This is a genomic window from Pseudarthrobacter sp. SSS035 (assembly GCF_023273875.1).
Taxonomy (GTDB): domain Bacteria; phylum Actinomycetota; class Actinomycetes; order Actinomycetales; family Micrococcaceae; genus Arthrobacter.
The window spans coordinates 3,590,454-3,613,462 of sequence record NZ_CP096882.1 but is presented as its reverse complement, the minus strand read 5'-3'; the positions used below and the strand labels follow the sequence as shown (position 1 = coordinate 3,613,462).

Genomic DNA, 23,009 nt, shown 5'->3' with positions numbered 1-23,009 from the left:
GTGGAAAGCTACCCGGGGAATGAGGGGTCGATGGGGCCCTTCAGCTGGGGCGACCAGCCGTTGCCGAGCCGCTGGAAGATGCCCTCAGCCGACTGGCCGTAAATTTCCTCCAGCCCGTTGCCGGCGCTGAGCCACACAAGGCCGGGCCACGGCGCCAACTGCTGGGGTTGTCCGGAGGTGAGGGACAGCAGCTCCGGCGTGACGTTCGAGCCTGCCGAGGCTTTCATCACGGCGACCGTGGTGTCGTTCACCCAGACGCCCTGGTCCGGGTCACCGGAAGCCACCAGCGTGATCGGGGCAGTCAGTTCCCGGGGCGTCCCGTCGGCATTCCGGATGATCCCGGCAATCTGCACCTTCGTCTTGCCGTTCTGTTCCGAAATGACCAGCGCGCGGACGCCCTCGCGGGAGACCCTCAGCTCCTTGACGGTTCTTCCGGCCAACCACGACGGCGTTAGCGTAACGGTGGGAACGGCGGCACCTTCGGCAACTCCGATGGGCCGGTAGGCCACCACCTCCGTACCGCCGGTAGCTCCCGGCCCTGCGGCCCACACCCAGTCATGAATACTGAAGGACGGGTGCGTAATGGTGCTGCGCGTTGTCAGCGCACGGGCGGGCTGTCCCGGCACCATGCTGTAGAGCGTCGTCCGGCTTTCGTTGAGGAAGGCAACGGTCTGGGACACCGGGGATTCCGACGGGTAGCGGGGCCCGAGCGATGAAACTGGCTGCATATCCGGCAGCGGGGACACCCTGTTGTTTTCGTAGCGCACCAGCTCATTGCCGCTGACGGCGATCTCGCGGACCGGCACGTTTTTGTCCCGCACCGGGGGCAACACCGAACCGTTGTCTTCGACGCGGACCAGGTCCTGGTTGGCATGCAACTCCACATTAACGACGTCGGGCTGGCTGCGGAACGTGAGCGAAAGCTGCGTCTGCATCCGGAGCCTGTCCTCCGTGGACGCCTCCGTGAGTTCCTTGGCGGTGAGGTCCACCTGCGCGGCGCCGGACACCACCGGAACTGATTCGCGGGCGAGTTTGATGCCGGACGGGAAGGCGCTCACCACCGCGCCGCGAAGGTACGGCGCGGGGCCCGCCAGCAGGGCACTGGTCATGGCTTTGACGGTCTTGTTCTTGATGAACCAGCGGACGTCAGGCACGGCATAGCTGAAGCTGGGATCGTAGAAGTAGATAGGGTAGGCGCCGTAGATGACCTTGAAGGTTTCCTCCGGGATCGCTGTTCCGTCCGGGATGGCTGAGATCCGCCATTCGCCGTCCACCTGGGTGAGAGTGGCCGGAATGTTCTCGATGGTGCCTTCGGGCATCTGGGTGGCGATGCCGTCAACATCCACGCTGTACGCAACGTCCAGCTGGTAGTTGTAGACATTGTCGACGCCGGTGCCCACCACTTTCGCCTCGCGGTACACCAGCGCGCGCTGGTCGGGTTTCCAGGATACTGACGCTGCCTGCGTCAGGTATTCGCGGGCCACCGCGTAGTCCCCCTCGTATCCGGTACCGGCACGGTAGAAGTAATCAATGATGTTTTCCGGAGTGGCGCCGGGCTGGGGAGCGGCCGGGAGGAACACCGGTGCGTTGACGTTGCCGGCGCTGCCTTCCGCGCTCTTCCCCACCGGCCCGGCCGTGGGAATGCGCGCGCAGGAGGCCAGCACCAGGGCAACGACGAACAGCACAGCGCTCCTCTTCAGCATCGCCCGCACTTTTCGTCCCGTCATGAAGACTCCTTCGGTGTTGCGCCCGTCCCGGCAGGGGTGCGCCCGGCGCCCTGGCCACGCCCGCCGCCAACAGGGACATCAGGCGCCCCAGCGGGGCCGGGCCCCAGGACCAGCACGTTTTTCGAATATGGGACGTCGGGGAGGATGATGTCCTCCGGCTCAAGCTGCACAGGTGAGCGGTCGATCTCCGCACCCTGGCGCAACGGAATGGTCAGCCGGAAGTTGGCCCCTCTACCCTTGTTTCCCCATGCCTGCAGCCAGCCGTTATGGAGTTTGGTGTCTTCCATCGCGATGGACAGGCCCAGTCCGCTGCCTCCGGTGGTGCGGGCCCTCGCCGGATCCGCACGCCAGAACCGGTCAAAGACCCGGGCGGCCTCGGCCGGGGTCATGCCGATCCCCTGATCCCGGACTGCAACTCCCACCGCTGACTGGTTGGCTGAGACAGTCACGGTGACCGGCCTGCCTTCGCCATGCTCCACTGCATTCAGGATGAGGTTCCGCAGGATCCTGTCGATCCTCCTGGCGTCCATCTCCGCGACAATTCCCACGGCGGGAGCCCGGAGGATGATCTCCGAGCCGTATTCGGCCGCGACGGGCGCTGCCCCGTCAATGACATGGGCGATCACCTGCAGGATGTCCTCGGGCTCGGCGTCAAGCATGGCCACGCCGGCGTCGAAGCGGGAGATCTCGAGCAGGTCCGCCAGCAGGGACTGGAACCGCTCCACCTGGTTGTACAGGAGTTCCGCGGAGCGCTTGTTGATGGGGTCGAAGTCGTGGCGGGCGTCGTACAACACTTCCGCGGCCATCCGGACGGTGGTCAGGGGCGTGCGGAGCTCGTGGGAGACGTCCGAGACAAACCGCTGCTGCATCTGGGACAACATGGCCAGCTGGGTGATCTGCTCCTGGAGGCTGGCGGCCATGTGGTTGAACGATGCCCCGAGGCGGGCAACCTCGTCTTCGCCTTTGACCACCATCCGCTCCTGCAATTGGCCGGCAGCGAGCTTCTCCGACACCAGGGCAGCGTGGCTGACCGGGCTGACAACATTGCGGGTGACGTACCAGGCGATGGCCCCGATCATCAGCACCAGCACCGCGCCGCCGGCCAGGAGGACGCCCTGGATTTCGTCGAGCGTCTGCTGGGCGGTGTTGACGTCATAGATCAGGTAGAGCTCGTACACGGTCCCGTTGAAGGTCACCAGGTTGCCCACGGCGATGCCCGGCCTGTCCTCGGTACCTACTGGAATCACGGTGGAGGCCCAGTACTGGTCCTTGCCTGAATCCTGTACGGCCGTACGGAGGTCAGGCGGGATGACGCTGACGGTCAGCTGGTCCGAGGCCCGCGACTCCACCCAGCGGTTCCGAGGCTTGGTCTGTTCGGGCTTGGCTTCGAAAACGTAGCGGCGCTGGATGACGGAGCCGCGGCCCTCCACTGCGTTCAAAGTGTCGTAGACCAGGGTGATGACGCTGGACTGGTCGGTGACCTGGGCGCCGTCGAACGTCTCCTGGACCTGCTTGACGTAGTAACGGGTCTCGGATTCGGCCTGGGTGAGGCGCTCCTGGAACAGGTTGTTGGCGATCTGGTTGGACAGGTAGGCGCCCACGGCGCCAAAGGATGTCACGGCCAACAGCAGCGTGGTGAGGACTGTCCGGAACTGCAGGGACCGGCGCCAGCGTCGACGCATGGCCCGCCCGGCAAAACGGACGGCAGGGAAGAAACGGGTCACGCCGAGACGGACAAGGCGGCCCACCCGCAGCCCAACGATTACTCCACGGCGCCGCCAGATCCGTGCCCGGAATGGCAGCGTTGCCAGCTCCGACGGCAGCGCATCCGTGTGCTCCGGGCCCTTGGCTGCGGGAAGGTCCGGGGCGCGGTGCGCTTCTGGTCCTGAGGGCTCAGGAACCTGCTTTGTAGCCGACACCACGAACCGTCAATACAACTTCGGGAGCTTCCGGATCCCGTTCAATTTTTGACCGGAGGCGCTGGACGTGGACGTTGACCAGCCGGGTGTCCGCCGCGTGGCGGTAGCCCCAGACCTGCTCCAGCAGCAGCTCGCGGGTGAACACCTGCCATGGCTTCCGCGCCAGGGCTACGAGGAGGTCAAACTCCAGGGGCGTGAGGGAAATCCGCTCATCGGCACGCTTGACGGTGTGGCCAGCCACGTCGATGGTGATGTCAGCGATCCGCAGCGTTTCAGGCGCCTTCTGGTCCCCGGGCCGCAGGCGGGCACGCACGCGTGCCACGAGTTCGGCGGGTTTGAACGGCTTGGGCACGTAGTCGTCTGCGCCGGACTCAAGGCCGCGGACGACGTCGGACGTATCCGACTTGGCCGTGAGCATAACGATGGGCACGTCCGATTCGGAGCGGATCTGCCGGCAGACCTCGATGCCGTCCACGCCGGGCAGCATCAGGTCAAGCAGCACGAGGTCAGGCTTCGATGAACGGAAAATATCCAGCGCCTGGCTGCCATCGGCGCAAAAAACCGGCTCAAAGCCGTCATTGCGCAGAACAATCCCAATCATTTCGGCCAGCGCTTCGTCATCGTCAACTACCAGAATGCGTGCCTTCATAGTTATATATTCCCTTATTGAACAGGGTTTGTCCTGTTGAACGGCCTTACGGCATGGCGCCACGCTATGACGCCCGACGCCGGAACTATAGGCTGGCAACACGCGGACAGTCCCGCACGGGGGAAGGAACAGGGTGCCACACCAGGATCCGAACATGCAGCAGCCGCATCCTGCCGGCGAGGCTGGGAAGGGCCAGCCGTCAGGGAACCAGCCTCCATGGGGGCCGCAGCCCGGGCCGGCACAGCAGCCCTGGGGCGGCCAGCCGGTGTGGGGACCTCCCCCGGGTGGCCCGCCGGCTTGGGGCACGCCGCCGCACAACCCCTACGGCGGTCCGCCGCCCCACCAGCAGCCGCGTTATGTTGCCCCGCCCAAACCCGGCATCGTTCCCCTGCGGCCGCTGATGTTCGGCGAGATCCTGGACGGCTCCTTCCAGGCGATCAGGCGCAACGCCAAAGCCATGCTGGGCGCCGCGCTGCTGGCGCACACCCTCGCCGCAGTGCTCACGGCAGTTCTCAGTTCATTTTCCGCCACGTCCGCGGCGTCACTTGAAGCCTGGGCGGCGGGCCTGACGGAGCAGGACATGGTCCCGCTGGTGGTGACCTTCGCGTCCGGGATCCTGCTCGTCTCGGTGCTCACCGTTTTTCTGTCGGCGGTGCTTCAGGGCGCCATGGTGGTTCCGGTCGCCAGATCCGTCCTCAACCGCCCCACCGGCTTCAGGCAGATGTGGTCCCTGGCGCGGTCCCGCGCTGGTGCCCTGATCCGCCTTGCGGCCCTGCTGGTGGGCTGCGGGCTCCTCGTTGCGCTGCTGTTTGTGTCGCTGGCAGTGCTGCTGGTCAGCACCGTGGGCGGACTTGGCGCCCTGATCCTCATGCCGCTGGGGCTGGTGTGCTTTGTGCTGTACGTATGGATCTACATCAAGCTCCTGGTGGCGCCGGCCGCCGTTGTGGTGGAGGAACTCGGGGCGATGGCCGGCATCCGGCGCTCCTGGGAACTGACACGCAGCAATTGGTGGCGGCTGCTGGGCATCACGCTCGTGGTGGGCATCATGGTGGGAGTCATCGCCCAGGTCGTCATGATTCCCGTCACACTGCTCACCGGCTTTTACACCGGCGTGGTCTCACCCCACGGCGGTGCCGAACAGGCCATGACGGCGGCCGTGGTGGCGGGCGTTGCCACCGCGGTCGTTACCGCAGTGGTCGCCGCAGCGGGCTTTGCCTTCCAGACCTCCGTGATGGCGCTGCTCTACCTCGACCTCAGGATGCGCCGGGACGGACTGGACATCGCCCTGCTCCGGCTGCTGGAATCCGGAGCAGATCCCGACGGCGTCCCGGGCCGAGGGGTCCCGGTCTACCGGGCGGGACCCGGCCAATATCCGCGGCCGCCCTACGGGGCAGCGCCAGGCGGGGCATGGCCGGATGGCCGCTGAACCACCAGTCCTGCCTGGCCGCGACGAGGCCCGCCGCTGGGCAGAAGAAGAACTTGCCAAGCCGGAATACCGTGACGCGGCCCCGGGCTGGCTGGACACTGTGTGGGCCGACATCCTGGACTGGCTGCGGTCCCTGGACGGCGGCGCCGGCCCGGACACCACCGTGGCGGCGCTGTGGATCGGTGTGGCCATCGCCGTGCTGATCGGCGCCGCGGTCGTCCTGGCCCGCCCGCGCCTCAACGCGAAGGCCAAGCGTGCCGGAGACGTATTCGACGCCGGCACAACAGTCAGTGCCGAGGCCTACCGTGGGCGCGCGGCGGCCGCTGCCGCAGCCGGCAACTGGAGTGCCGCCGTCGTGGACTGTTTCCGTGCGCTGGTGCGCACGGCCGAGGACAGAACGCTTTTCGACGCGCGGCCGGGCCGGACCGCGGACGAGGTGGCGCACGAACTGACCACACCGTTTCCGTCAGAGGCCAGCCGCCTGACGGAAGCTGCGCGGACTTTCGACGGGATCCGCTACGGAAATGAGCCCGCAGGCCAGGCTGACTTTGCCGCGGTGCGCGACCTGGACATTGCCCTGCAGTCCCTCACGCCGGCGAGCGCCGCCCTGCCCGCTGAACGTTACGAACCGGCGGTTCCGCGATGACGCAGGGTCCCACGATGCAGAAACCTTCGCCGGATCCTCTGACGCCCAAACTTCCGACGTCGGGTGCGCCGGAGGCGCAGCCGGGTTCCGCCCCGGCACTCCGATCCGGTTCCGGGTCCGGTGCCGGTGCCGTGTCCGGTGCCCGTGCCTGGCTCCGGCGGCACCGCGGCGGGGCAGCGATCGGCGCGGCGGCCGCCGTCGGACTGGCGGTGGTTATTTCCACCCAGCTCGCGCCAAAGGGCGATTCCCTGCCCTTATCCGTGCATAACGCCGGGCCGGGCGGCGCCAGGGCGGTCAGCGAGATACTGGGCCGCCACGGTGTCGAGGTCCAGGATGTTGAATCCTTTGACTCGGCCACGGCAGCACTCGCGGACCGGCCGGGTGCCACCCTCCTCCTGTACGACCGGAGCGGATTCCTGGACCAATCCCGGCTGGACGAGCTGACCGCAAGTGCGGGACGCGTAGTGCTGGTGACGCCGCGGCTCGGCACGCTGAAGGCCCTCGATACCGGCATCAGCCAGGCCGGTGTGGTGCCGGAGTCAACGGCGCTCCTGGAACCGGGCTGCGATCTCACCGATCCCGCGGCGGCAGGTGCTGTCTCCGGAACCGGCGGATTCCTGTACGACGGCGGCACGGTGTGCTTCAGCCCGCCGGGAAGCACCGCCGGGCTGCTTGCCCGCACGGATGACGGCGGCCTGACCGTCCTGGGCAGCACCGCCCTCCTCAACAACGGCGGGCTTGCCGGCCACGGCCATGCCGCACTGGCCCTGCGGACGCTGGGCGGCTCAGAGGTCGTTGTCTGGTACCTGCCCGGACTGGGCGACGCGGCCGCTGCGGAGTCAACGCAGACACTTGATGACCTCGCCCCTGGCTGGGTGGCGTTCCTGGGGCCCTGGCTGGTCTTTGTGGCCGTGCTGGCCATTGTGTGGCGCGGGCGCCGCCTCGGCCCGCTCGTGTTTGAACCACTCCCCGTGGTGGTCAAGGCCGTGGAAACCGCCGAAGGCCGCGCGCGTCTTTATCAGGATTCCCACGCACTGGACCGGGCACGGGACAACCTTCGGGCCGGCACGCTGGTTCGTCTGGCGCAAGCCCTTCGGGCCGGATCCCAGGCCACTGCCGACGACGTGGTGCAGGCAGTGGCCCGGCACCTGGGCCGGCCGGTCAGTGATATCAGCGGCCTGATCCAGGAACGCCCCGGTACCGCAACCAGGCTGGTGCATTGGTCACAGGAACTGGACAAACTAGAGAACGAGGTCAGGACCCGATGAACGAACCGTACGGCGCCCCGCAGATCATGGATTCCTCCCCGCGGACGCTGGATCCCGCCCGGCAGGCGCTCCTGGATGTCCGCCACGAGGTTGCCAAAGCCGTGGTGGGCCAGGATGCCACCGTCACGGGACTCCTTATCGCGCTGCTTTCCCAGGGGCATGTGCTCCTCGAAGGCGTGCCCGGTGTGGCCAAGACACTCCTTGTCCGTGCCCTGTCCGCCGCGCTGAGCCTGGACACCAAACGCGTACAGTTCACCCCTGACCTGATGCCCGGCGACATCACCGGTTCCCTGGTCTATGACTCGCACACCTCGGAATTCAGTTTCCGCGAGGGGCCGGTCTTCACCAACATCCTGCTGGCCGACGAAATCAACCGGACGCCGCCGAAGACGCAGGCCTCCCTGTTGGAGGCCATGGAAGAGCGGCAGGTCTCGGTGGACGGGGTGTCCAGGCTGCTGCCGGCGAACTTCCTGGTGGCGGCAACCCAGAACCCCGTGGAGTATGAGGGAACCTATCCCCTGCCCGAAGCCCAGTTGGACCGGTTCCTGCTCAAGCTCACCATGCCGCTGCCCGGCCGGACTGACGAGGTGGAAGTGATCCGGCGGCACGCGGCCGGCTTCAATCCCCGGGATCTTGCTGCGGCCGGTGTCCGGGCGGTGGCCGGCGCCGAGGACCTCGAACGGGCGCGGCAGGCTGTGGCCACCGTTGCCGTCGAACGGGAAATCATCGGCTACATCGTGGACCTCGTGCGCGCCACCCGGCAGGCGCCGTCGTTCCAGCTGGGCGTTTCGCCGCGCGGCGCGACTGCATTGCTTAATACGTCCCGCGCCTGGGCCTGGCTGTCCGGCCGCAGCTTCGTCACCCCTGACGACGTCAAGGCTTTGGCGCTGCCGTGCCTGCGCCACCGGGTGGCCCTGCAGCCGGATGCCCAGATGGACGGGGTCCGCGTGGACGATGTCCTGGGCAGCATCCTGGCGTCCGTCCCGGTCCCCCGCTGATCCGCTTGCACATGGCACTCTCCGGACGGTTCGTGTTGCTGGCACTGCTGGGCCTGGTGCCGGTGCTGCTGTTTCCTGGCGGGGGAACGGTCCTGGGCGTGGTCGTGGCACTCGCTGCTCTCCTGGGCCTGGACCTTGGCCTGGCCGCTTCCCCGCGGGCCATCATCGTCACGCGCGCCGAGCCCGGCAACGTGACGCTGCACGGCACGGCCGCTTCGGTCCTCACGCTGCGCAACAGTGGCCGGCGGCGACTGCGGGCCACCGTCCGGGACGCGTGGCAGCCGTCTGCCGGGGCCGTGAATCCGGTCCAGGACCTGGACATTCCCGCCCTGGAAAGCCGCCGGATGACCGTCCGGTTACAGCCGGTCCGCCGTGGCGACGTGGGCGCCCGGCACGTCACTGTGCGCTCCCATGGACCCCTTCGGCTCGCGGCACGCCAGCGCACCTTTGACTGTGCCGGCCTCCTGCGGGTCCTTCCGCCGTTCCATTCCCGCAGGCACCTCCCTTCGAAGCTCAGGAAACTCCGCGAACTCGACGGCAAGGCCGCCGTGCAGATCCGGGGTGCCGGCACCGAATTCGACTCGCTGCGTGACTACGTCCGCGGGGACGACGTCCGGTCCATCGACTGGCGCGCAACCGCCCGCCGGTCCGCCGTCGTCGTCCGCACCTGGCGTCCGGAACGCGACCGGCGCGTGGTGATCATGCTGGATACCTCCCGCACGTCAGCGGCGAGGATCGAGGACGAACCACGGCTGGATACCGGCATCGAAGCGGCGCTCCTGTTGGCGGTCCTGGCCGAGCGTGGCGGTGACCGGGTGGACTTCCTGGCCTACGACCGACGTCCGCGGGCAAGGGCCGGTTCCGCCACCACCGGCAATCTCCTGGGGCAGCTGGTGCAAGCGATGGCGCCCCTCGAGGCGGAATTGATTGAGCTTGACTGGTCCAGCCTCCCGGGACAGATCCGGGCGGTCTCCGCCCACCGGTCCCTGGTGGTGCTGCTGACCTCGTTGGACGGCGGGGCCCCGGAGGAAGGGCTCATTCCCGTGGCCGCGCAGCTCGCGCAGCAGCACGTTGTGGTGGTGGCCGCCGTCCGTGATCCCATGCTGGGGCGGATGCTGCGGGAGCGTGAGAACGCCGCCGGCGTGTTCCGGGCGGCAGCGGCCGAACGCGTACTGCTGGAACGGGCGGCGGTCAGCGCCGAACTCCGGCACCATGGGGTTGAAGTGGTGGATGCGGAGCCACACCAGCTGCCGCCGCAGCTTGCCGACATGTACATCCGGCTCAAGGCGGCCGGTAGATTGTGAGTCGCCGCAGCGCCGCTGACGGCACCGTCCAGGAGGTCACCATGAACGTCCCTATTTACCGGCAGGCCCTGGGCGAGGACTTCCACCGGCTGCAGCCTGAGCTGCAGGAGTACTTTTCCCTGGCGCCCGGCTCGGGGCACTACGGCGTCGGGGAGGGCGTGTTCGACGTTGTGGGCTGCCGGCAGGCGTGGCTGCGGCCGCTGCTCAAGCTGACCTCCGGGGAGGACGCGTTTTTCCCGGATTACGGGGAAGGCATCCCCTTCCGGATTGAAAACCATGCCCACCAGGATCCGTTCGGCCGCTCCAGCCTGACAGCCCGGCGGGAAATCCGTTTCCCCGGGCACATGCGGATATTCCAGGACACCACCAGCCTCGTGGATTCCGAGGGCGGCCCGCGGCTGGTGGACTACCTGGGACGTTTCCGGCGTATGGTGACCGACCTCAAGCTCAGTGTGACGAACGATGGTAGGCTGCGCGGCGTTTCCGAAGCGTCGCGGCTGTTCCTGGGCCCCCTCCGCCTGCCGCTGCCGGCCACCGTGGATGCCAGGGCTTACGCCGAGCAGTGGTGGGACGGCGCCGCAGGCGAGCACGGACAGCACCGGATCCAGGTCAAGGTCATCCAGCCGCAGATCGGGCTGGTCCTGGTCTACGCGGGCGGTTTTGACTACCGCCTGCGTCCCTATATCGGCGGCAGTTCGGCGCAGAGTTTCCTGCCCCGCTACGCCCAGCCGGACCGTTGGGAAAACCGGACGTAGGAGTCTTGCCCTTAGGTCCGCTCAGCGGTGGGCCGATCAGCCGTGTGCGCGCTGGTTCAGGCCGTCGGCCACCTGGGTGAGCCGGCCCAGCACCGCTGTGGCGGTGACCGGGGTGTGGCCGGCAAGTCCCGCCGAGGGGGTGACCCGGATACTGCCCAGGGACGACGCCGGCAGCCCCAGCTCGTGCCATGGCCGCCAGACGGACTCCACAACGTCGGCCACCCTGGGCAGCGTGCCACGGCTAACGTCCAGGGCGCCGGCCCAGATCCGCTTGCCGGCCTCCACTGCCGTGGCCAACTGCTCCCACTGCCGTGTGGTCAGGGCCCTCAGAGGAACGGCCACGCCGTCGGCGCCGGCGGCAATGATCCGGTCGATCGGGGCCTCAATTTCAGGCACCGAGACAACGATTTCGGCGGCGCCAGCCGCACGGAGCGCCTCGATCACCACCTGCCAGGACTCGGTGACCTCCTGGCCACCCACCGCCCGCAGCGTGCGGTAGCCGCTCGACGTCGGAATGGTGCCGGCCAGTACGGCGGCGATATCAGGCTCGTCGATCTGGACCACCAGCCTCGCGCCCGGAACCGCACTGGAAATCCGGGACAGGTAGCCGCCAACCCCTGCGGCCAGCGAGTCGGCAACGTCCCGGCGTGCGCCGTAATCGATCAGCGCCCGTTCGCCGTTGTGCAGGTGCAGTCCGGCGGCAAGACTCAGCGGTCCCAGCAGCTGGACCTTGAGTTCGGGGGCGCGGGTGTCCTCGGCGCCGGCAACGTCAGCCAGGACGTTGATGTCGGTGGACAGGGCCGACGCGGCCCGGCGGAAATCCTTGCCGGGACGGTCCACCAGCCGCCAGCCATACGGCTGGACATCCACGGCCATTTCAACCAGGAGTGCGGCCGTCCGCCCCAGGGCGTCGGAACCGACTCCACGGTCCGGAAGCTCTGCCAGGAACGGCAGGTGCGGGCTTCCAAGCTCGCCGCGGATAATGCGGGCAGCCTCCGCGGGGTCCTCCCCCGGCCAGGGCCCAAGCCCGGTGGCTGTTACTTCCACTCTGCAGCGGCCTGGTGGTCCTCGGCGATGGCTTCATGATGGCGGATGACCTCGCCGATGATGAAATTGAGGAACTTCTCCGCAAACGCGGGATCGAGGTGTGCATCCTCCGCCAGCCGCCGGAGACGGGCGATCTGGGCGGATTCCCGACCTGGATCCCCCGCCGGGAGCCGGTGCGCGGCCTTGAGGAAGCCCACTTTCTGGGTGGCCTTGAACCGTTCGGCCAGGAGGTACACCAGGGTCGCATCGATGTTGTCGATGCTGGAGCGGATGGACAGCAGTTCCGCCATCACCGAGTTGTCCACGTGGCCTGCCAGCGAACTCGCGGCGGCATCGTAGGTGTCGGTGTCGGGAACATCGTGGTTTTGCTGCGTCATGGTCCAAGTCTATGGGGGCGCCCGCGGAAATTCTTCCGGTGTTAAGCGGCGGACGGACACCCCGCCGGGTGGGGCGGGATGTCCGTCTGGTGGCGCCGCGGCTGTGGGGTCGCCGGTGGTGCCTAGTGGGCCAGCAGCGCCCGGTGCGCTTCCCGGCGTCGTGCCTGTTCGTCCGGATCAGGGACCGGCAGCGAGGCAATCAGCCGTTTGGTGTAGTCGTGCTGCGGCGCGCCCATCACCTGGCTGCCGATGCCCTGCTCCACTAGCTTGCCCTTGTACAGGACGCCCACCCACTGGGACAGGATGTCCACCACCGCGAGGTCGTGGCTTATGAACAGTGCCGCGAACCCGAACTCGGCCTGGATTTCCTTGAAGAGTTCCAGGACCTTCGCCTGCACCGAAACGTCCAGGGCCGACGTCGGCTCGTCAGCGATCAGCAACCGCGGGTTCAGGATCAGTGCCCGCGCCAGCGACGCCCGCTGGCGCTGCCCGCCGGACAGCTCGTGCGGGTACCGCTGGGCGTACGACGCCGGCAGCTGCACTGATTCAAGCAGCTCAGCAACGCGTTTGCGCGCCTGCGCCGGGCTCGGGTTGGTGTGAATGATCATGGGCTCCGCTACGCAGTCGCCGATGGTCAACTGGGGGTTGAAGGACGCAGCCGGATCCTGGAACACAAAGCCAATATCCTTCCGGAGGGGCTTGAACGTCCGCTCCTTGAGGTTCAGCATCTCGTAGCCGAGTACCTTCAGGCTGCCGCCCGTGGTCCGGTTCAGGCCCGCGATGGCCCGGCCGATGGTGGTTTTCCCTGATCCGGATTCGCCTACCAGTCCAAAGACTTCGCCCTGGGACACGGTGAAGCTGACCCCGTCCACGGCCTTGAAGGCCGGAGTTCCCAGCCTGCCGGGGTACTCGATGGTCAGGTTGGTTGCCTCCACCAGCACCGGCGAACCCTGGTGGGCGCGTTCCCGCAGGCCCTCCGACGCCGAGTTCCGGCCCAGGTGGGGCACGGCGGCCAGCAGCTTCTTGGTGTAATCCTGCTTGGGTTCAGCAAAAAGCACGCGCACCGGCGCCTCCTCCACCACATCACCCTGGTACATCACCACTACGCGGTCCGCGAGATCGGCCACCACGCCCATGTTGTGGGTGATCAGCACGATCGAGGTGCCGTACTTGTCCCGGAGGTCCCGGAGCAGCTCCAGGATTTCGGCCTGGACCGTGACATCCAGGGCTGTGGTGGGTTCATCGGCGACAATCAGTCCCGGGTTCAGGGCCAGCGCGGCCGCGATCACCACGCGCTGCTTCTGGCCGCCGGAGAACTGATGAGGGTAGTAGTTGACCCGATGCTCCGGATCCGGGATCCCCACTTTGCGCAGCGCCTCAATGGCGCGGGCTTTGGCGTCCTTGGCCGAAACCCGTTTCCCGCCGGCACCGCCGGCGTGGGCACGGATGCCCTCGGCAATCTGCCAGCCCACGGTGAACACCGGGTTCAGTGCCGTGGAGGGCTCCTGGAACACCATGGCCACATCGCGGCCACGGATCTGTCTCAGCTTGGAGGCGCTGACGCTGATCACGTTGTTCCCGTTGATCAGGACAGCCCCGCCGCTGGTGGCTGTCTCCGGCAGCAGCCCAAGGATGGTTTTCGCGGTCACGGTCTTGCCCGAGCCGGATTCGCCTACGATGGCCAGGACTTCGCCGGAGCGGACGTCCAGGCTCACATCCTTCACGGCGTAGACGTCTCCGCCGTCGGTCGCGAAAGTGACTTTGAGGTGGTCGATCTCCAGTACGGGCTGGTCTGCCGGCCTGGACTGGTCAGATGCCGAATCAATATTGATGGTCACAGTCCTCTCACATCCGCTGCGATGGCGGCGTTGGCGGCCGCGGTTGATGGTCCCGGCGCGCCCTTGGCACCGGCAGCCTTGCGTCCGCGCAGGCGCGGATCGTTCAGGTCGTTGATGCTTTCACCCACGAGGGTCAGGCCAACCACCGTCAGCACGATGGCGAGGCCGGGGAACACACCGGTCCACCAAATGCCTGAGGAGGCGTCGGACATCGCCTTGTTCAGGTCAAAGCCCCATTCAGCGGCGGAGCTTGGCTCGATACCGAAACCGAGGAAGCCCAGCCCTGCCAGGGTGAGGATGGCTTCGGAGGCGTTGAGCGTAAAGATCAGCGGCAGGGTCCGGGTCGCGTTGGAAAAGATGTGCCTGCTGATAATCCTGGCGCTTGAGGCGCCAACAACCTGGGCTGATTCCACAAACGGTTCAGCCTTGAGCCGGATGGTTTCAGCACGGATCACCCGGAAGTACTGCGGCACAAACACTGCCGTGATGGCAAACCCGCAGGCGAGGATTCCGCCCCAGAAGCCAGACTGTCCCTTATTGATGGCAATCGACATCACGATAGCCACAAGGAGTGTCGGGAAGGCGTAAATCGCGTCAGCAATCACCACCAGCACTCGGTCCAGCCAGCCGCCGAAGTAGCCGCTCACCAGTCCGAGGAACACTCCCAGGAATATGGACATCAGCACGGCAGCAACAATCACCGCCATGGCTGTCTGCGATCCCCAGATCATCCGGGACAGCACATCGTATCCGCCCACGGTTGTTCCCATCAGATGCTTGCCACCGGGTTCGGCCTGCGCCGGGAAGGAACCGGCGTCATCGGAAATCTGGGAATACCCGTAGGGCGCCAGCACCGGCGCAAATATCGCGGCCACCACAAAAACAGCGCAAAGGACGACGCCGATGAGCAGCATGGTCCGTTGCAGGCCAACGCTTTGGCGGATGTGGGACGAGACCGGAAGCCGGTCCAGCAAGGACTTCTTTTTCGGTTCCAAAACTGTGGTGCCCATCAGTACCTCACTCGCGGGTCAATCAGGGCAGCGGCAATATCCACCACGAAATTGGTGATCGCCACAATGACGGCCAGCAGCATCACGATGCCCTGGACAGCCACAAAGTCACGCGCGGTAAGGTACTGCGCCAACTGATAGCCCAGGCCCTTCCACTCGAAGGTGGTTTCGGTCAGCACCGCACCGCCGAGCAGCAGGGCAATCTGCAAACCCATGACCGTAATGATGGGGATCAGCGCAGGCTTGTAGGCATGCTTGGTCACCAGGCGGTATTCACTGACACCTCGGGACCGGCCTGCCTCAACATAGTCCCTGCCCAGCGTGCCGATCACGTTGGTGCGGACCAGACGGAGGAAGACGCCCGCGGTCAATAGGCCCAGCGCGACGGCCGGCAGGACTGCGTGGTGGACGATGTCGCCAAAGGCTGCCAGATTGCCGCTGCGAAGGGCGTCCAGCCAGTAGACGCCAGTGGGCGCTGCCAGCCGGCCCATCGCCAGTTCCGTTGTGGTGGATGCACGGCCAGCCACGGGGAACCAACCCAGTCCTACAGAAAATGTCAGCTTCAGCAGCAGGCCGGCAAAGAAGACTGGGGTGGCATAGCAAAGGATGGCGAACATGCGCAGGACAGCGTCCGGAACCTTGTCGCGTTTGTGGGCGGCGAACATACCCAGCGGTATTCCCACGAGCAACGCCACTATCACGGCGTTGATGCTCAGTTCCAGCGTGGCCGCACCAAACTTGACGAGCATCTCAACAACGGGGCGGCCATCCGAGATGGTCCGGCCGAAGTTTCCAGTGGCGATGTGGCCAAGGTACTCGATGTACTGGATGAAGAGGTTCCGGTCGTAGCCGGCCTGGTGCACCAGGGCGTCGATTTGTTCTTGCGGAAGGCGGCCGCCCTGGGCCGCCGTAATGGGATCGCCGGTGATCCGCATTAAGAAGAAAACAAGGGTGACGAGGATGAAGATCGTCGGGAAGATCAGCAGGAAGCGAATCAGGATATACCTCCCGAGGCCACCTCCCGCGGATTTGGATATGGGGGCCGCCACCGTTGGCGGCGGCGCATCTATCAAAGTGGCCATGCTGAACCTGCTTGGTCTGGAAATCGAAAATGTGGAGCTAACGCGTAGGAGGCAGGACCGGCCGGCCCCACCCCCTACGCATGTATTTAGCTGTTACTTGGAAACGGTGCCGAGCCGGAACTTGAACGACGCATCAAGAGTCGAGTCCACGCCCTTCACCTTGGTCCCCGAAACGGCAACCTGGGCGCCCTGCAGCAACGGCAGGGTGGAGATGTCCTTGGCCAGAAGGTTCTGGACCTCCTGGATCGTCTTCTCGCGCTCTGCCTTGTCAGCCGTGACGAGCTGCTTGGCGATCAGCGATTCGACCTCAGGGTTGGAGTAGTGGTTGTTCATGAAGCCACCGCCCACGAAGAAGGGTGTCAGGTAGTTGTCTGCATCGCTGAAGTCCGGGAACCAGCCCAGCTGGAAGACGGGGTAGCTGTCTTTCTTCGACGCCGAGTTGTACGTGACCCACTCGGTGGACTGAAGGTCCACAGTGAACAGCCCGCTCTTCTCCAACTGGTCCTTGACCATGGCGTATTCGTCACCGGATGACTTGCCGTAGTGGTCCGGGTTGTACTGCAGTTTGATGGTCACGGGACCGGAGATGCCGGCGTCGGACATGACCTTCTTGGCCTTGTCCAGGCTGGGTTTGCCGGAGCCATCCCCATAGGCCTGCTTGAACGATTCGTTGGCGCCCACGAAACCGGACGGGACGTTGGACCACATGGGCAGGTACGTGCCCTTGTAGACCTGATCCGAGATGGCCTGGCGGTCAATGAGGTCAGCAACCGCCTGACGGACGGCAAGCGCCTTCTTCGGGTCCGCTTCCGGGGCCTTGGCTCCGTACGGCATGGTGTCGTAGTTGAAGACGATGTACCGCATCTCGCCGCCGGGTCCGAGATGGACCGTGACGTTGGAGTCCTTCTTGAGGTCATCGATGTCCGTGGCGCTCAGGATGCGGCCGGCAACGTCGATCTGCCCGCCCTTGACCTCCAACTTCATGTTGGTCTGGTCGGTGTAGTACTTGATGGTGGCCCCTGCGTTGGCGGGCTTGCCAAGCACTCCCTTGTAGTCCGGCCAAGCCTTCAGGCTGACCAACGTGTTCTTGTTGTAGGAGTCGATGATGTACTGGCCGTGGAAGGCATTGGCCTTGACAATTTCCTCGTCGCTGAGGAGCTTGTCTGCCGGGAAGACTTCATCGTCAACGATCGGGGCGGCCGGGCTGGTCAGAATCTGCGGGAACGTCTGGTCGTTGGCATTCTTCAGTGTGAAAACCACGGTGCTGGCATCAGGTGTGGCGATGGAATCGATGTTGGACAACAACGAAGCCGGCCCGTTGGGATCGTTGATGGCAGTCTGGCGATCAAAGGAGAACTTGACGTCTTTGGAATCCAGCACGTGCCCGTTGGCCCATTTGAGGTCACTCTTGAGTTTGACGGTGAATTCGGAGGGCTTCGTGAACGACGACGATTCGGCCAGGTCCGGCACGGGATCGGCGCCACCGGGTTTGGAGTTCAACAAGAACGAGTAAATCTGGTTCATCACCATGAACGAACCGTTGTCGTACGAGCCCGCGGGATCCAGTGCGGTGACTTTGTCTGTGGTGCCGTACGCAATGACGCTGCTGGCATTCTCCGATGCTGTGCTGCCACCGCCGCCGCCACCCGAGGGGCCCGTGCAGGCCGTCAATGCGAAGGCGGAAACGCCTGCGAGCGCGATTGCGCTGCGCAAGGCTTTAGTGCTCTTGGTCATCTGTGAACTTTCTGTTCGATGAGTACGCGCTCGCCGCCCGCAAATGGGTGTCTTGGCTTGAGCGGGCAGCGCGCTGTCCTGATGCCTAGATTCAACCAGACGCCGGACTCATCAACCGGCTTTTTTGTGAGTTGAGACACAAAATTTACCTGACCGGGGGTAAATTTGCTCCGCCTCAGAGCTCCGCGCGCTGCAACGACCGGGCAGCGTCGATGGTGGCCTGGCCCAGGACGCGGCTGCCCTGGTAGAGGACCACTGTCTGGCCGGGTGCCACACCGCGCAGCGGATCGGTCAACGTGACCAGCAGCTGGGGTGCACCATCGCCGGGCAGCATTCGCGCAGTTGCCGGCACGGGGTCCCCGTGGGCGCGGACCTGGGCATAGCAGTCAAACTCGGCGCCCGTTTCGATTTCCGCGATGGGCAGGCCGGCCCACGAGACCTTGATGCCGCGGATCTCGTCAATGGCCAGCAGCGCCTGGGGCCCCACCACTACCTTGTTTTCCTTGGGCCGGATCTCCAGGACGAACCTGGGCTTGCCGTCCGCTGCGGGTGTGCCGAGCTTCAGGCCGCGGCGCTGTCCCACGGTGAACGCGTTGGCTCCCGGGTGCTCGCCCACCTTCGTGCCGGTCTCGTCCACAATGTCACCGGTGGTCATGTCGATCTTTTCGGCGAGCCATCCCGCGGTGTCGCCGTCGGGAATGAAGCAGATGTCGTGGCTGTCGGGCTTGTTGGCCACCGACAGTCCACGGCGCTCGGCCTCGGCCCGCACCTCAGCCTTGGAGGGCGTGTCAGCCAGCGGGAACATGGAGTGCTTGAGCTGCTCGTGGGTCAGGACACCCAGGACGTAGCTCTGATCCTTGGCCCAGTCCGCGGCCCGGTGAAGTTCGGGGTTGCCATCGGCGTCCTTGGTGACCTTGGCGTAATGCCCGGTGCAGACGGCGTCAAAGCCCAGGGCTATGGCCTTTTCCAGCAGGGCGGCGAACTTGATCCGCTCGTTGCAGCGCATGCAGGGGTTGGGCGTCCGCCCGGCAGCATACTCATCGATGAAGTCCTGGACCACGTCTTCCTTGAAGCGCTCCGAGAAATCCCAGACATAGTAAGGAATGCCCAGCACATCGCAAGCCCGCCACGCATCGCGCGAGTCCTCGATGGTGCAGCAGCCGCGGCTGCCCGTCCGCAGGGTGCCGGGCATCCTGGACAGCGCAAGGTGAACGCCGACGACGTCGTGCCCGGCTTCAACGGCACGTGCTGCGGCAACGGCGGAGTCGACTCCACCGCTCATGGCTGCTAGAACTCGCATGCTGGCTTTCTTTAGGGTTCGGGGGATGCCGGCAGCGGGCGGCTGCCATTAAAACCGGCGGCCGCAGGAATAGCACAATGCCTGCCGCACCATTCTATCGCCACGCCGAATCCTCCCCAAAAGACGCTTGACCCAGCGGGCCTTCCCTTCTAAAGTCAGACTTAACGGTTTTAGACTTCGAGCACGCACCAGCGGGAATCGGGCGGACATGGCTGAGGACATTGCTACTGCGGGGGACATTGTGATTGCCGGCGGCGGCCTGGCCGGTGCCACCGCGGCAAAGACCCTGCGGGCGGAAGGGTTCAAAGGCCGGGTGGCCATCATCGGCGCCGAGCGCCATCCTCCCTACCTGCGGCCGCCGCTGTCCAAGGAGTATCTGCTGGGCAAGGCCGCCGAGGACACCGTCCCGGTGGTGCCGCCGGGCTGGTACGCGGAGAACGACGTCGACCTCCGCCTGGGTGCCCGCGTTACGGGCATCCGGCCGGACGCCAGGACGGTGGAGCTGGACGACGGAAGCACGCTGGCATACAGTTCCCTGCTGCTCGCCACCGGTGCGGCGCCCCGCACCCTGCGCCTACCGGGAAGCGACCTTGCCGGCGTCTCCACGTTCCGCACCCTGGACGACAGCCGTCGGTTGCGCAGCAGTCTGGCGGCGGGCGGCAGGAACGTGGTGATGATCGGCTCCGGCTGGATTGGCATGGAACTTGCTGCGGCTGCCGCCACATACGGCAACAAGGTCACGCTCCTCGGCCTGGAAGAGATCCCCCTGGCCGGGGCCATCGGGCCTCACCTCGGCCGGTTCTTCCGCAGACTCCACGAAGCCAACGGCGTGAGCTTCCGGCTTCCTGCCTCCGCTCGGGAAATCACCGGCGACGGCGGGGCTGTCACCGGTGTGATCACCGATTCCGGAGAAGTGGTCCCTGCGGACATCGTGGTCATCGCGGTCGGCGTGGTTCCCGAGACCGGACTCGCGCAGGCGGCCGGCCTGGCCCTGGACAACGGGATCCTTACGGACGCGTCCCTGCGGACCAGCGCGCCCGGCATTTTTGCCGCCGGCGACGTCGCCAACGCCTTGCACCCCTTCACCGGCCAGCACCACCGCAGCGAGCACTGGTCCAATGCCCTGAACGGCGGAAAGGTGGCCGCCAGGGCCATGCTCGGCCAGGATGCAGTCCTGAGCACTATCCCCTACTTCTACACCGATCAGTACGACGTCAGTATGGAGTACTCGGGCTTCCCGGCCCTGGCGGCGGGCGCTGAGCCGGTGATCCGGGGGTCACTGGAGGCCAAGGAGTTTATCGCGTTCTGGCAGCAGGATTCCAGGGTGGTGGCCGGGATGAGCGTCAACTGGCCGCGGAAGCCACAGCCCGGCGCGCAGAAGACCATCAAGGCCCTCATCTCGGCCAGGACCCGAGTCACAGCGGAGCGCCTGGCCGACAACTCCGTTGGGCTCGATCAGCTACTGCCGGAGGACGCCTGACGCGCTACCGTTCCCGCAGTCTGGATCGAGGATTCGTGCCCGGCCATCCCTGCCTGGCGGGCGCGTTGATACGCGCCGGGGAGGGCTGCCAGCAAGGCATCCACGTCCGCGTCGCTTGAGGCATGTCCCAGCGTGAAGCGCTGCGCGCCGCGGGCTGTCGCCTCGTCCAGTCCCATGGCCAGCAGCACGTGGGATGGGCGCGGGACACCGGCCGTACAGGCCGATCCCGTGGAGGATTCCACTCCCGCCAGGTCCAGCAGGAACAGCAGCGAATCACCTTCGCAGCCGGGGAACGTGAAATGCGCGTTGCCGGGCAGCCGCCCCTCCCCCGCGGCTCCTCGGAGCACGGCTTCGGGCACCCGCTCAAGGACGCCGTCGATGAGCCTGTCCCGCAGGGCCGCGATCCTCGCGGACTCGGCCGCAAGCCGTGCGGTGGAGGCTTCGGCAGCCGCCGCGAACGCGGCGATGGATGCCGTGTCCAGCGTCCCGGAACGCACGTCGCGTTCCTGGCCACCGCCGTGCTGCACCGGGGTCAGCTTGACGGCCCGCCCCAACAGGAGCGCGCCGACTCCCACCGGTCCGCCGATCTTGTGCCCGGATACGGACATCGCGTCCAGCCCGGAGGCCTTGAAATTCACCGGCAGCGAGCCGAACGCCTGCACTGCATCCGAATGGACCGGAACCCCAACGGCGTGTGCCAGGTCCACGATCCTGTGTACCGGCTGGATGGTGCCCACTTCGTTGTTGGCCCACATGACCGTCACGAGCGCTATGCTCTCGGGATCCCGGGCCAGCTCCGCGGCGAGGACATCAAGGTCCACCACGCCCTCGCCGTCCACCGGAAGCCAGGTGGCAATGGCGCCCTCGTGCCGCTCCAGCCATTCCACGGTGTCCTGCACGGCATGATGCTCGACGGCGGAGCAGAGTATACGGCGCCGGGCCGGGTCTTCGCCGGAACGGGCCCAGTACAGGCCCTTCACGGCAAGGTTGTCCGACTCCGTGCCCCCGGACGTAAAGATGACCTCGGAGGGATGGGCGCCGGCCGCCGTCGCGATGGCTTCCCTCGCGTCCTCCACGGAGCGGCGGGCACGGCGGCCCGAGCCGTGCAGTGACGAAGGATTGCCGGTGCGGGCAAGTTCCCGCGTCAGGGCTGCCAGCGCCTCGGCAGAAAGTGGCGTGGTGGCTGCATGATCGAGGTAGACGGGCACGCCTCAATTCTAGCGGCGCCCAGGGCGGCACACCCGCGGCCCCGGCCCATCAGGTGTCAGGGCGGGGTGATCCTGGCGCAGCACTGGCCAGGCTCGCTGTTCGGCGCTATACGTTCCTCCGGCTCCCCGCACGCCGCAGCCGCGCCCTGCAGAAAAGATCCGTTCATGGCGCAGACCACTTCCGGGTGCCCGTCCGAGAGCCGATGGAACGGGCAGTTCACCAGCACAAAGCCGCCGGCGCCGTCAGGCCGGGGCTCGTAGCCCTCCCCCGCCATGAAGTCCGCCAGGCTTGCGGCGCCGGCGGCCAGCGCCTGGCCCTTGCTGTACGACGCGGCCAGCAAGGAATTGCCCACGGCTCCGCCGGTCGCTGTGGAGTGCTCGATCGCTGCGACCAGCAGCTCAGCGGCGAGGTCATAGTTGCGGTCCGGCACGGAAGCGCCGACTTCACTCGCTGATTGCCGGTACATCTTCGCCGGCCGCCCGGAGCCGGGACCTGACTTCCCGGCGGCCTTGTGGAATTCCACCGCCAGGAGTCCGTCCTGGACCAGCCTGTCAAGGTGGAAGGACGCCGTGCTTCTTGGCAGGCCGAGGGCCAGCGCAGCCTCATCGCGCCCGACTGCAGCCTCGGAAGCGGCAACCAGTTCAAAAAGCTGCCGGCGCTTGTCGTCGCCCAAGGAAGCCACGGCCGCCATGCGGCGGCCCCACGGAAGTCTGCGCACCCTGTACCCCTACTCTAAAAACAACATCCATTGCTTAATGGTGCTAATCTTTCTAAAATAATCATACATACTTTTAGAAGGAGTCCACCATGACAACCAACGCGAAAATCACCGCAGGCAGTCGTCTACAGGCTATGGCACCGGACAGGCAGGCCTTCTTCCTGCTGCGCACTGTGTTCACCGTCGCACCGATTCTCTTCGGGCTGGACAAGTTCACCAACATCCTGATCGACTGGACCATCTACCTCGCGCCGGTTGCCACCTCCGTGGTGCCGGTGTCGGCGCAGACCTTTATGTACATCGTCGGCGTCGTGGAGATCACCGCCGGTATTGCAGTGGCCGTCCGGCCCCGGTTCGGTTCCCTGCTGGTCGCCGTCTGGCTGCTGGGGATCATCATCAACCTGCTGGTCCTGGGCAGCTTCTACGACGTTGCCTTGCGGGACTTCGGCCTGCTCGTGGGCGCACTGGCCCTGAACCGCCTTTCCCCCGCCGGGTCCTGGCGCCGGCATGGTAAGTAACCGG

20 protein-coding genes are annotated in these 23,009 nt (G+C 66.2%); 8 read left to right on the top strand and 12 right to left on the bottom strand.

The genetic code is table 11. The annotated features are described in order from the left end of the window. Positions 1-8: 8 nt before the first annotated feature. The 3 genes from MUN23_RS16710 to mtrA all read right to left on the bottom strand — a co-directional run bounded on the left by MUN23_RS16710 (position 9) and on the right by mtrA (position 4,295). Positions 9-1,727, bottom strand: coding sequence for an LpqB family beta-propeller domain-containing protein (locus tag MUN23_RS16710; RefSeq protein ID WP_248759871.1), 1,719 nt, complete (start codon positions 1,725-1,727; stop codon positions 9-11). Beyond that, complete coding sequence (gene mtrB, locus MUN23_RS16705) at positions 1,724-3,475, bottom strand: MtrAB system histidine kinase MtrB (protein ID WP_371876042.1); 1,752 nt, start codon at positions 3,473-3,475, stop codon at positions 1,724-1,726. The genes MUN23_RS16710 and mtrB overlap by 4 nt, the downstream gene beginning before the upstream one ends. A 145-nt stretch (positions 3,476-3,620) precedes the next feature. After that, the gene (gene mtrA / locus MUN23_RS16700; RefSeq protein WP_056343773.1) at positions 3,621-4,295 is read right to left on the bottom strand and encodes an MtrAB system response regulator MtrA; all 675 of its coding nucleotides are present in this window, start codon (positions 4,293-4,295) and stop codon (positions 3,621-3,623) included. Between the two features lie 154 nt (positions 4,296-4,449). Here mtrA and MUN23_RS16695 point away from each other — a divergent pair, with 154 nt between their 5' ends. The 6 genes from MUN23_RS16695 to MUN23_RS16670 are packed head-to-tail and all read left to right on the top strand — an operon-like array spanning position 4,450 to position 10,692. Further along, complete coding sequence (locus MUN23_RS16695; RefSeq protein WP_248759870.1) at positions 4,450-5,721, top strand: hypothetical protein; 1,272 nt, start codon at positions 4,450-4,452, stop codon at positions 5,719-5,721. Then, positions 5,711-6,367, top strand: a complete 657-nt coding sequence (locus MUN23_RS16690; protein WP_248759869.1) for a DUF4129 domain-containing protein — start codon at positions 5,711-5,713, stop codon at positions 6,365-6,367. Before MUN23_RS16695 ends, MUN23_RS16690 begins: the two co-directional genes overlap by 11 nt. 14 nt (positions 6,368-6,381) lie before the next feature. Then, the gene (locus tag MUN23_RS16685; protein WP_248759867.1) at positions 6,382-7,635 is read left to right on the top strand and encodes a DUF4350 domain-containing protein; all 1,254 of its coding nucleotides are present in this window, start codon (positions 6,382-6,384) and stop codon (positions 7,633-7,635) included. After that, positions 7,632-8,633, top strand: a complete 1,002-nt coding sequence (locus MUN23_RS16680) for a MoxR family ATPase (protein ID WP_248759865.1) — start codon at positions 7,632-7,634, stop codon at positions 8,631-8,633. The genes MUN23_RS16685 and MUN23_RS16680 overlap by 4 nt, the downstream gene beginning before the upstream one ends. 11 nt (positions 8,634-8,644) lie before the next feature. Beyond that, the gene (locus MUN23_RS16675; protein ID WP_248759863.1) at positions 8,645-9,937 is read left to right on the top strand and encodes a DUF58 domain-containing protein; all 1,293 of its coding nucleotides are present in this window, start codon (positions 8,645-8,647) and stop codon (positions 9,935-9,937) included. A 41-nt stretch (positions 9,938-9,978) separates the two neighbouring features. Then, positions 9,979-10,692 carry a DUF4166 domain-containing protein gene (locus MUN23_RS16670; protein WP_248759861.1) on the top strand — a complete coding sequence of 238 codons (714 nt, stop codon included), beginning with the start codon at positions 9,979-9,981 and terminating at the stop codon, positions 10,690-10,692. 36 nt (positions 10,693-10,728) lie between these two features. On the opposite strand, the gene MUN23_RS16665 is transcribed toward MUN23_RS16670, so the two are convergent. From MUN23_RS16665 to mnmA, 7 genes are all read right to left on the bottom strand, one after another. Further along, a complete protein-coding gene (locus MUN23_RS16665) occupies positions 10,729-11,739 on the bottom strand; it encodes a hypothetical protein (protein WP_248759859.1) in 1,011 nt (336 codons plus the stop codon). Continuing rightward, a complete protein-coding gene (locus tag MUN23_RS16660; RefSeq protein ID WP_058931921.1) occupies positions 11,730-12,116 on the bottom strand; it encodes a chorismate mutase in 387 nt (128 codons plus the stop codon). The genes MUN23_RS16665 and MUN23_RS16660 overlap by 10 nt, the downstream gene beginning before the upstream one ends. Before the next feature lie 122 nt (positions 12,117-12,238). Then, positions 12,239-13,954, bottom strand: coding sequence for an ABC transporter ATP-binding protein (locus MUN23_RS16655; RefSeq protein WP_248759857.1), 1,716 nt, complete (start codon positions 13,952-13,954; stop codon positions 12,239-12,241). After that, the gene (locus tag MUN23_RS16650) at positions 13,951-14,964 is read right to left on the bottom strand and encodes an ABC transporter permease (RefSeq protein ID WP_248759855.1); all 1,014 of its coding nucleotides are present in this window, start codon (positions 14,962-14,964) and stop codon (positions 13,951-13,953) included. The genes MUN23_RS16655 and MUN23_RS16650 overlap by 4 nt, the downstream gene beginning before the upstream one ends. Then, a complete protein-coding gene (locus tag MUN23_RS16645) occupies positions 14,964-16,046 on the bottom strand; it encodes an ABC transporter permease (protein ID WP_248759853.1) in 1,083 nt (360 codons plus the stop codon). The genes MUN23_RS16650 and MUN23_RS16645 overlap by 1 nt, the downstream gene beginning before the upstream one ends. A gap of 93 nt (positions 16,047-16,139) precedes the next feature. After that, entirely contained in the window at positions 16,140-17,780 is a 1,641-nt protein-coding gene (locus MUN23_RS16640; protein WP_248759852.1) for an ABC transporter substrate-binding protein, read from the bottom strand. Between the two features lie 175 nt (positions 17,781-17,955). Beyond that, positions 17,956-19,080 (bottom strand): tRNA 2-thiouridine(34) synthase MnmA, encoded by a 1,125-nt coding sequence (gene mnmA, locus MUN23_RS16635; RefSeq protein WP_256468635.1) that lies wholly within the window; start codon positions 19,078-19,080, stop codon positions 17,956-17,958. A gap of 208 nt (positions 19,081-19,288) precedes the next feature. On the opposite strand from mnmA, the gene MUN23_RS16630 reads away from it, so the two are divergent. Further along, complete coding sequence (locus tag MUN23_RS16630; RefSeq protein WP_248759851.1) at positions 19,289-20,560, top strand: NAD(P)/FAD-dependent oxidoreductase; 1,272 nt, start codon at positions 19,289-19,291, stop codon at positions 20,558-20,560. Here the strand turns inward: MUN23_RS16630 and MUN23_RS16625 are convergent. Then, positions 20,536-21,768 (bottom strand): cysteine desulfurase family protein, encoded by a 1,233-nt coding sequence (locus MUN23_RS16625; RefSeq protein WP_248759850.1) that lies wholly within the window; start codon positions 21,766-21,768, stop codon positions 20,536-20,538. The genes MUN23_RS16630 and MUN23_RS16625 overlap by 25 nt on opposite strands. Before the next feature lie 56 nt (positions 21,769-21,824). Next, the gene (locus MUN23_RS16620; protein ID WP_248759849.1) at positions 21,825-22,487 is read right to left on the bottom strand and encodes a metalloregulator ArsR/SmtB family transcription factor; all 663 of its coding nucleotides are present in this window, start codon (positions 22,485-22,487) and stop codon (positions 21,825-21,827) included. Positions 22,488-22,576: 89 nt separating this feature from the next. Here MUN23_RS16620 and MUN23_RS16615 point away from each other — a divergent pair, with 89 nt between their 5' ends. Then, on the top strand, positions 22,577-23,005 hold the full coding sequence (locus tag MUN23_RS16615; protein WP_248759848.1) for a hypothetical protein: 429 nt from the start codon (positions 22,577-22,579) through the stop codon (positions 23,003-23,005). Positions 23,006-23,009: the final 4 nt, after the last annotated feature.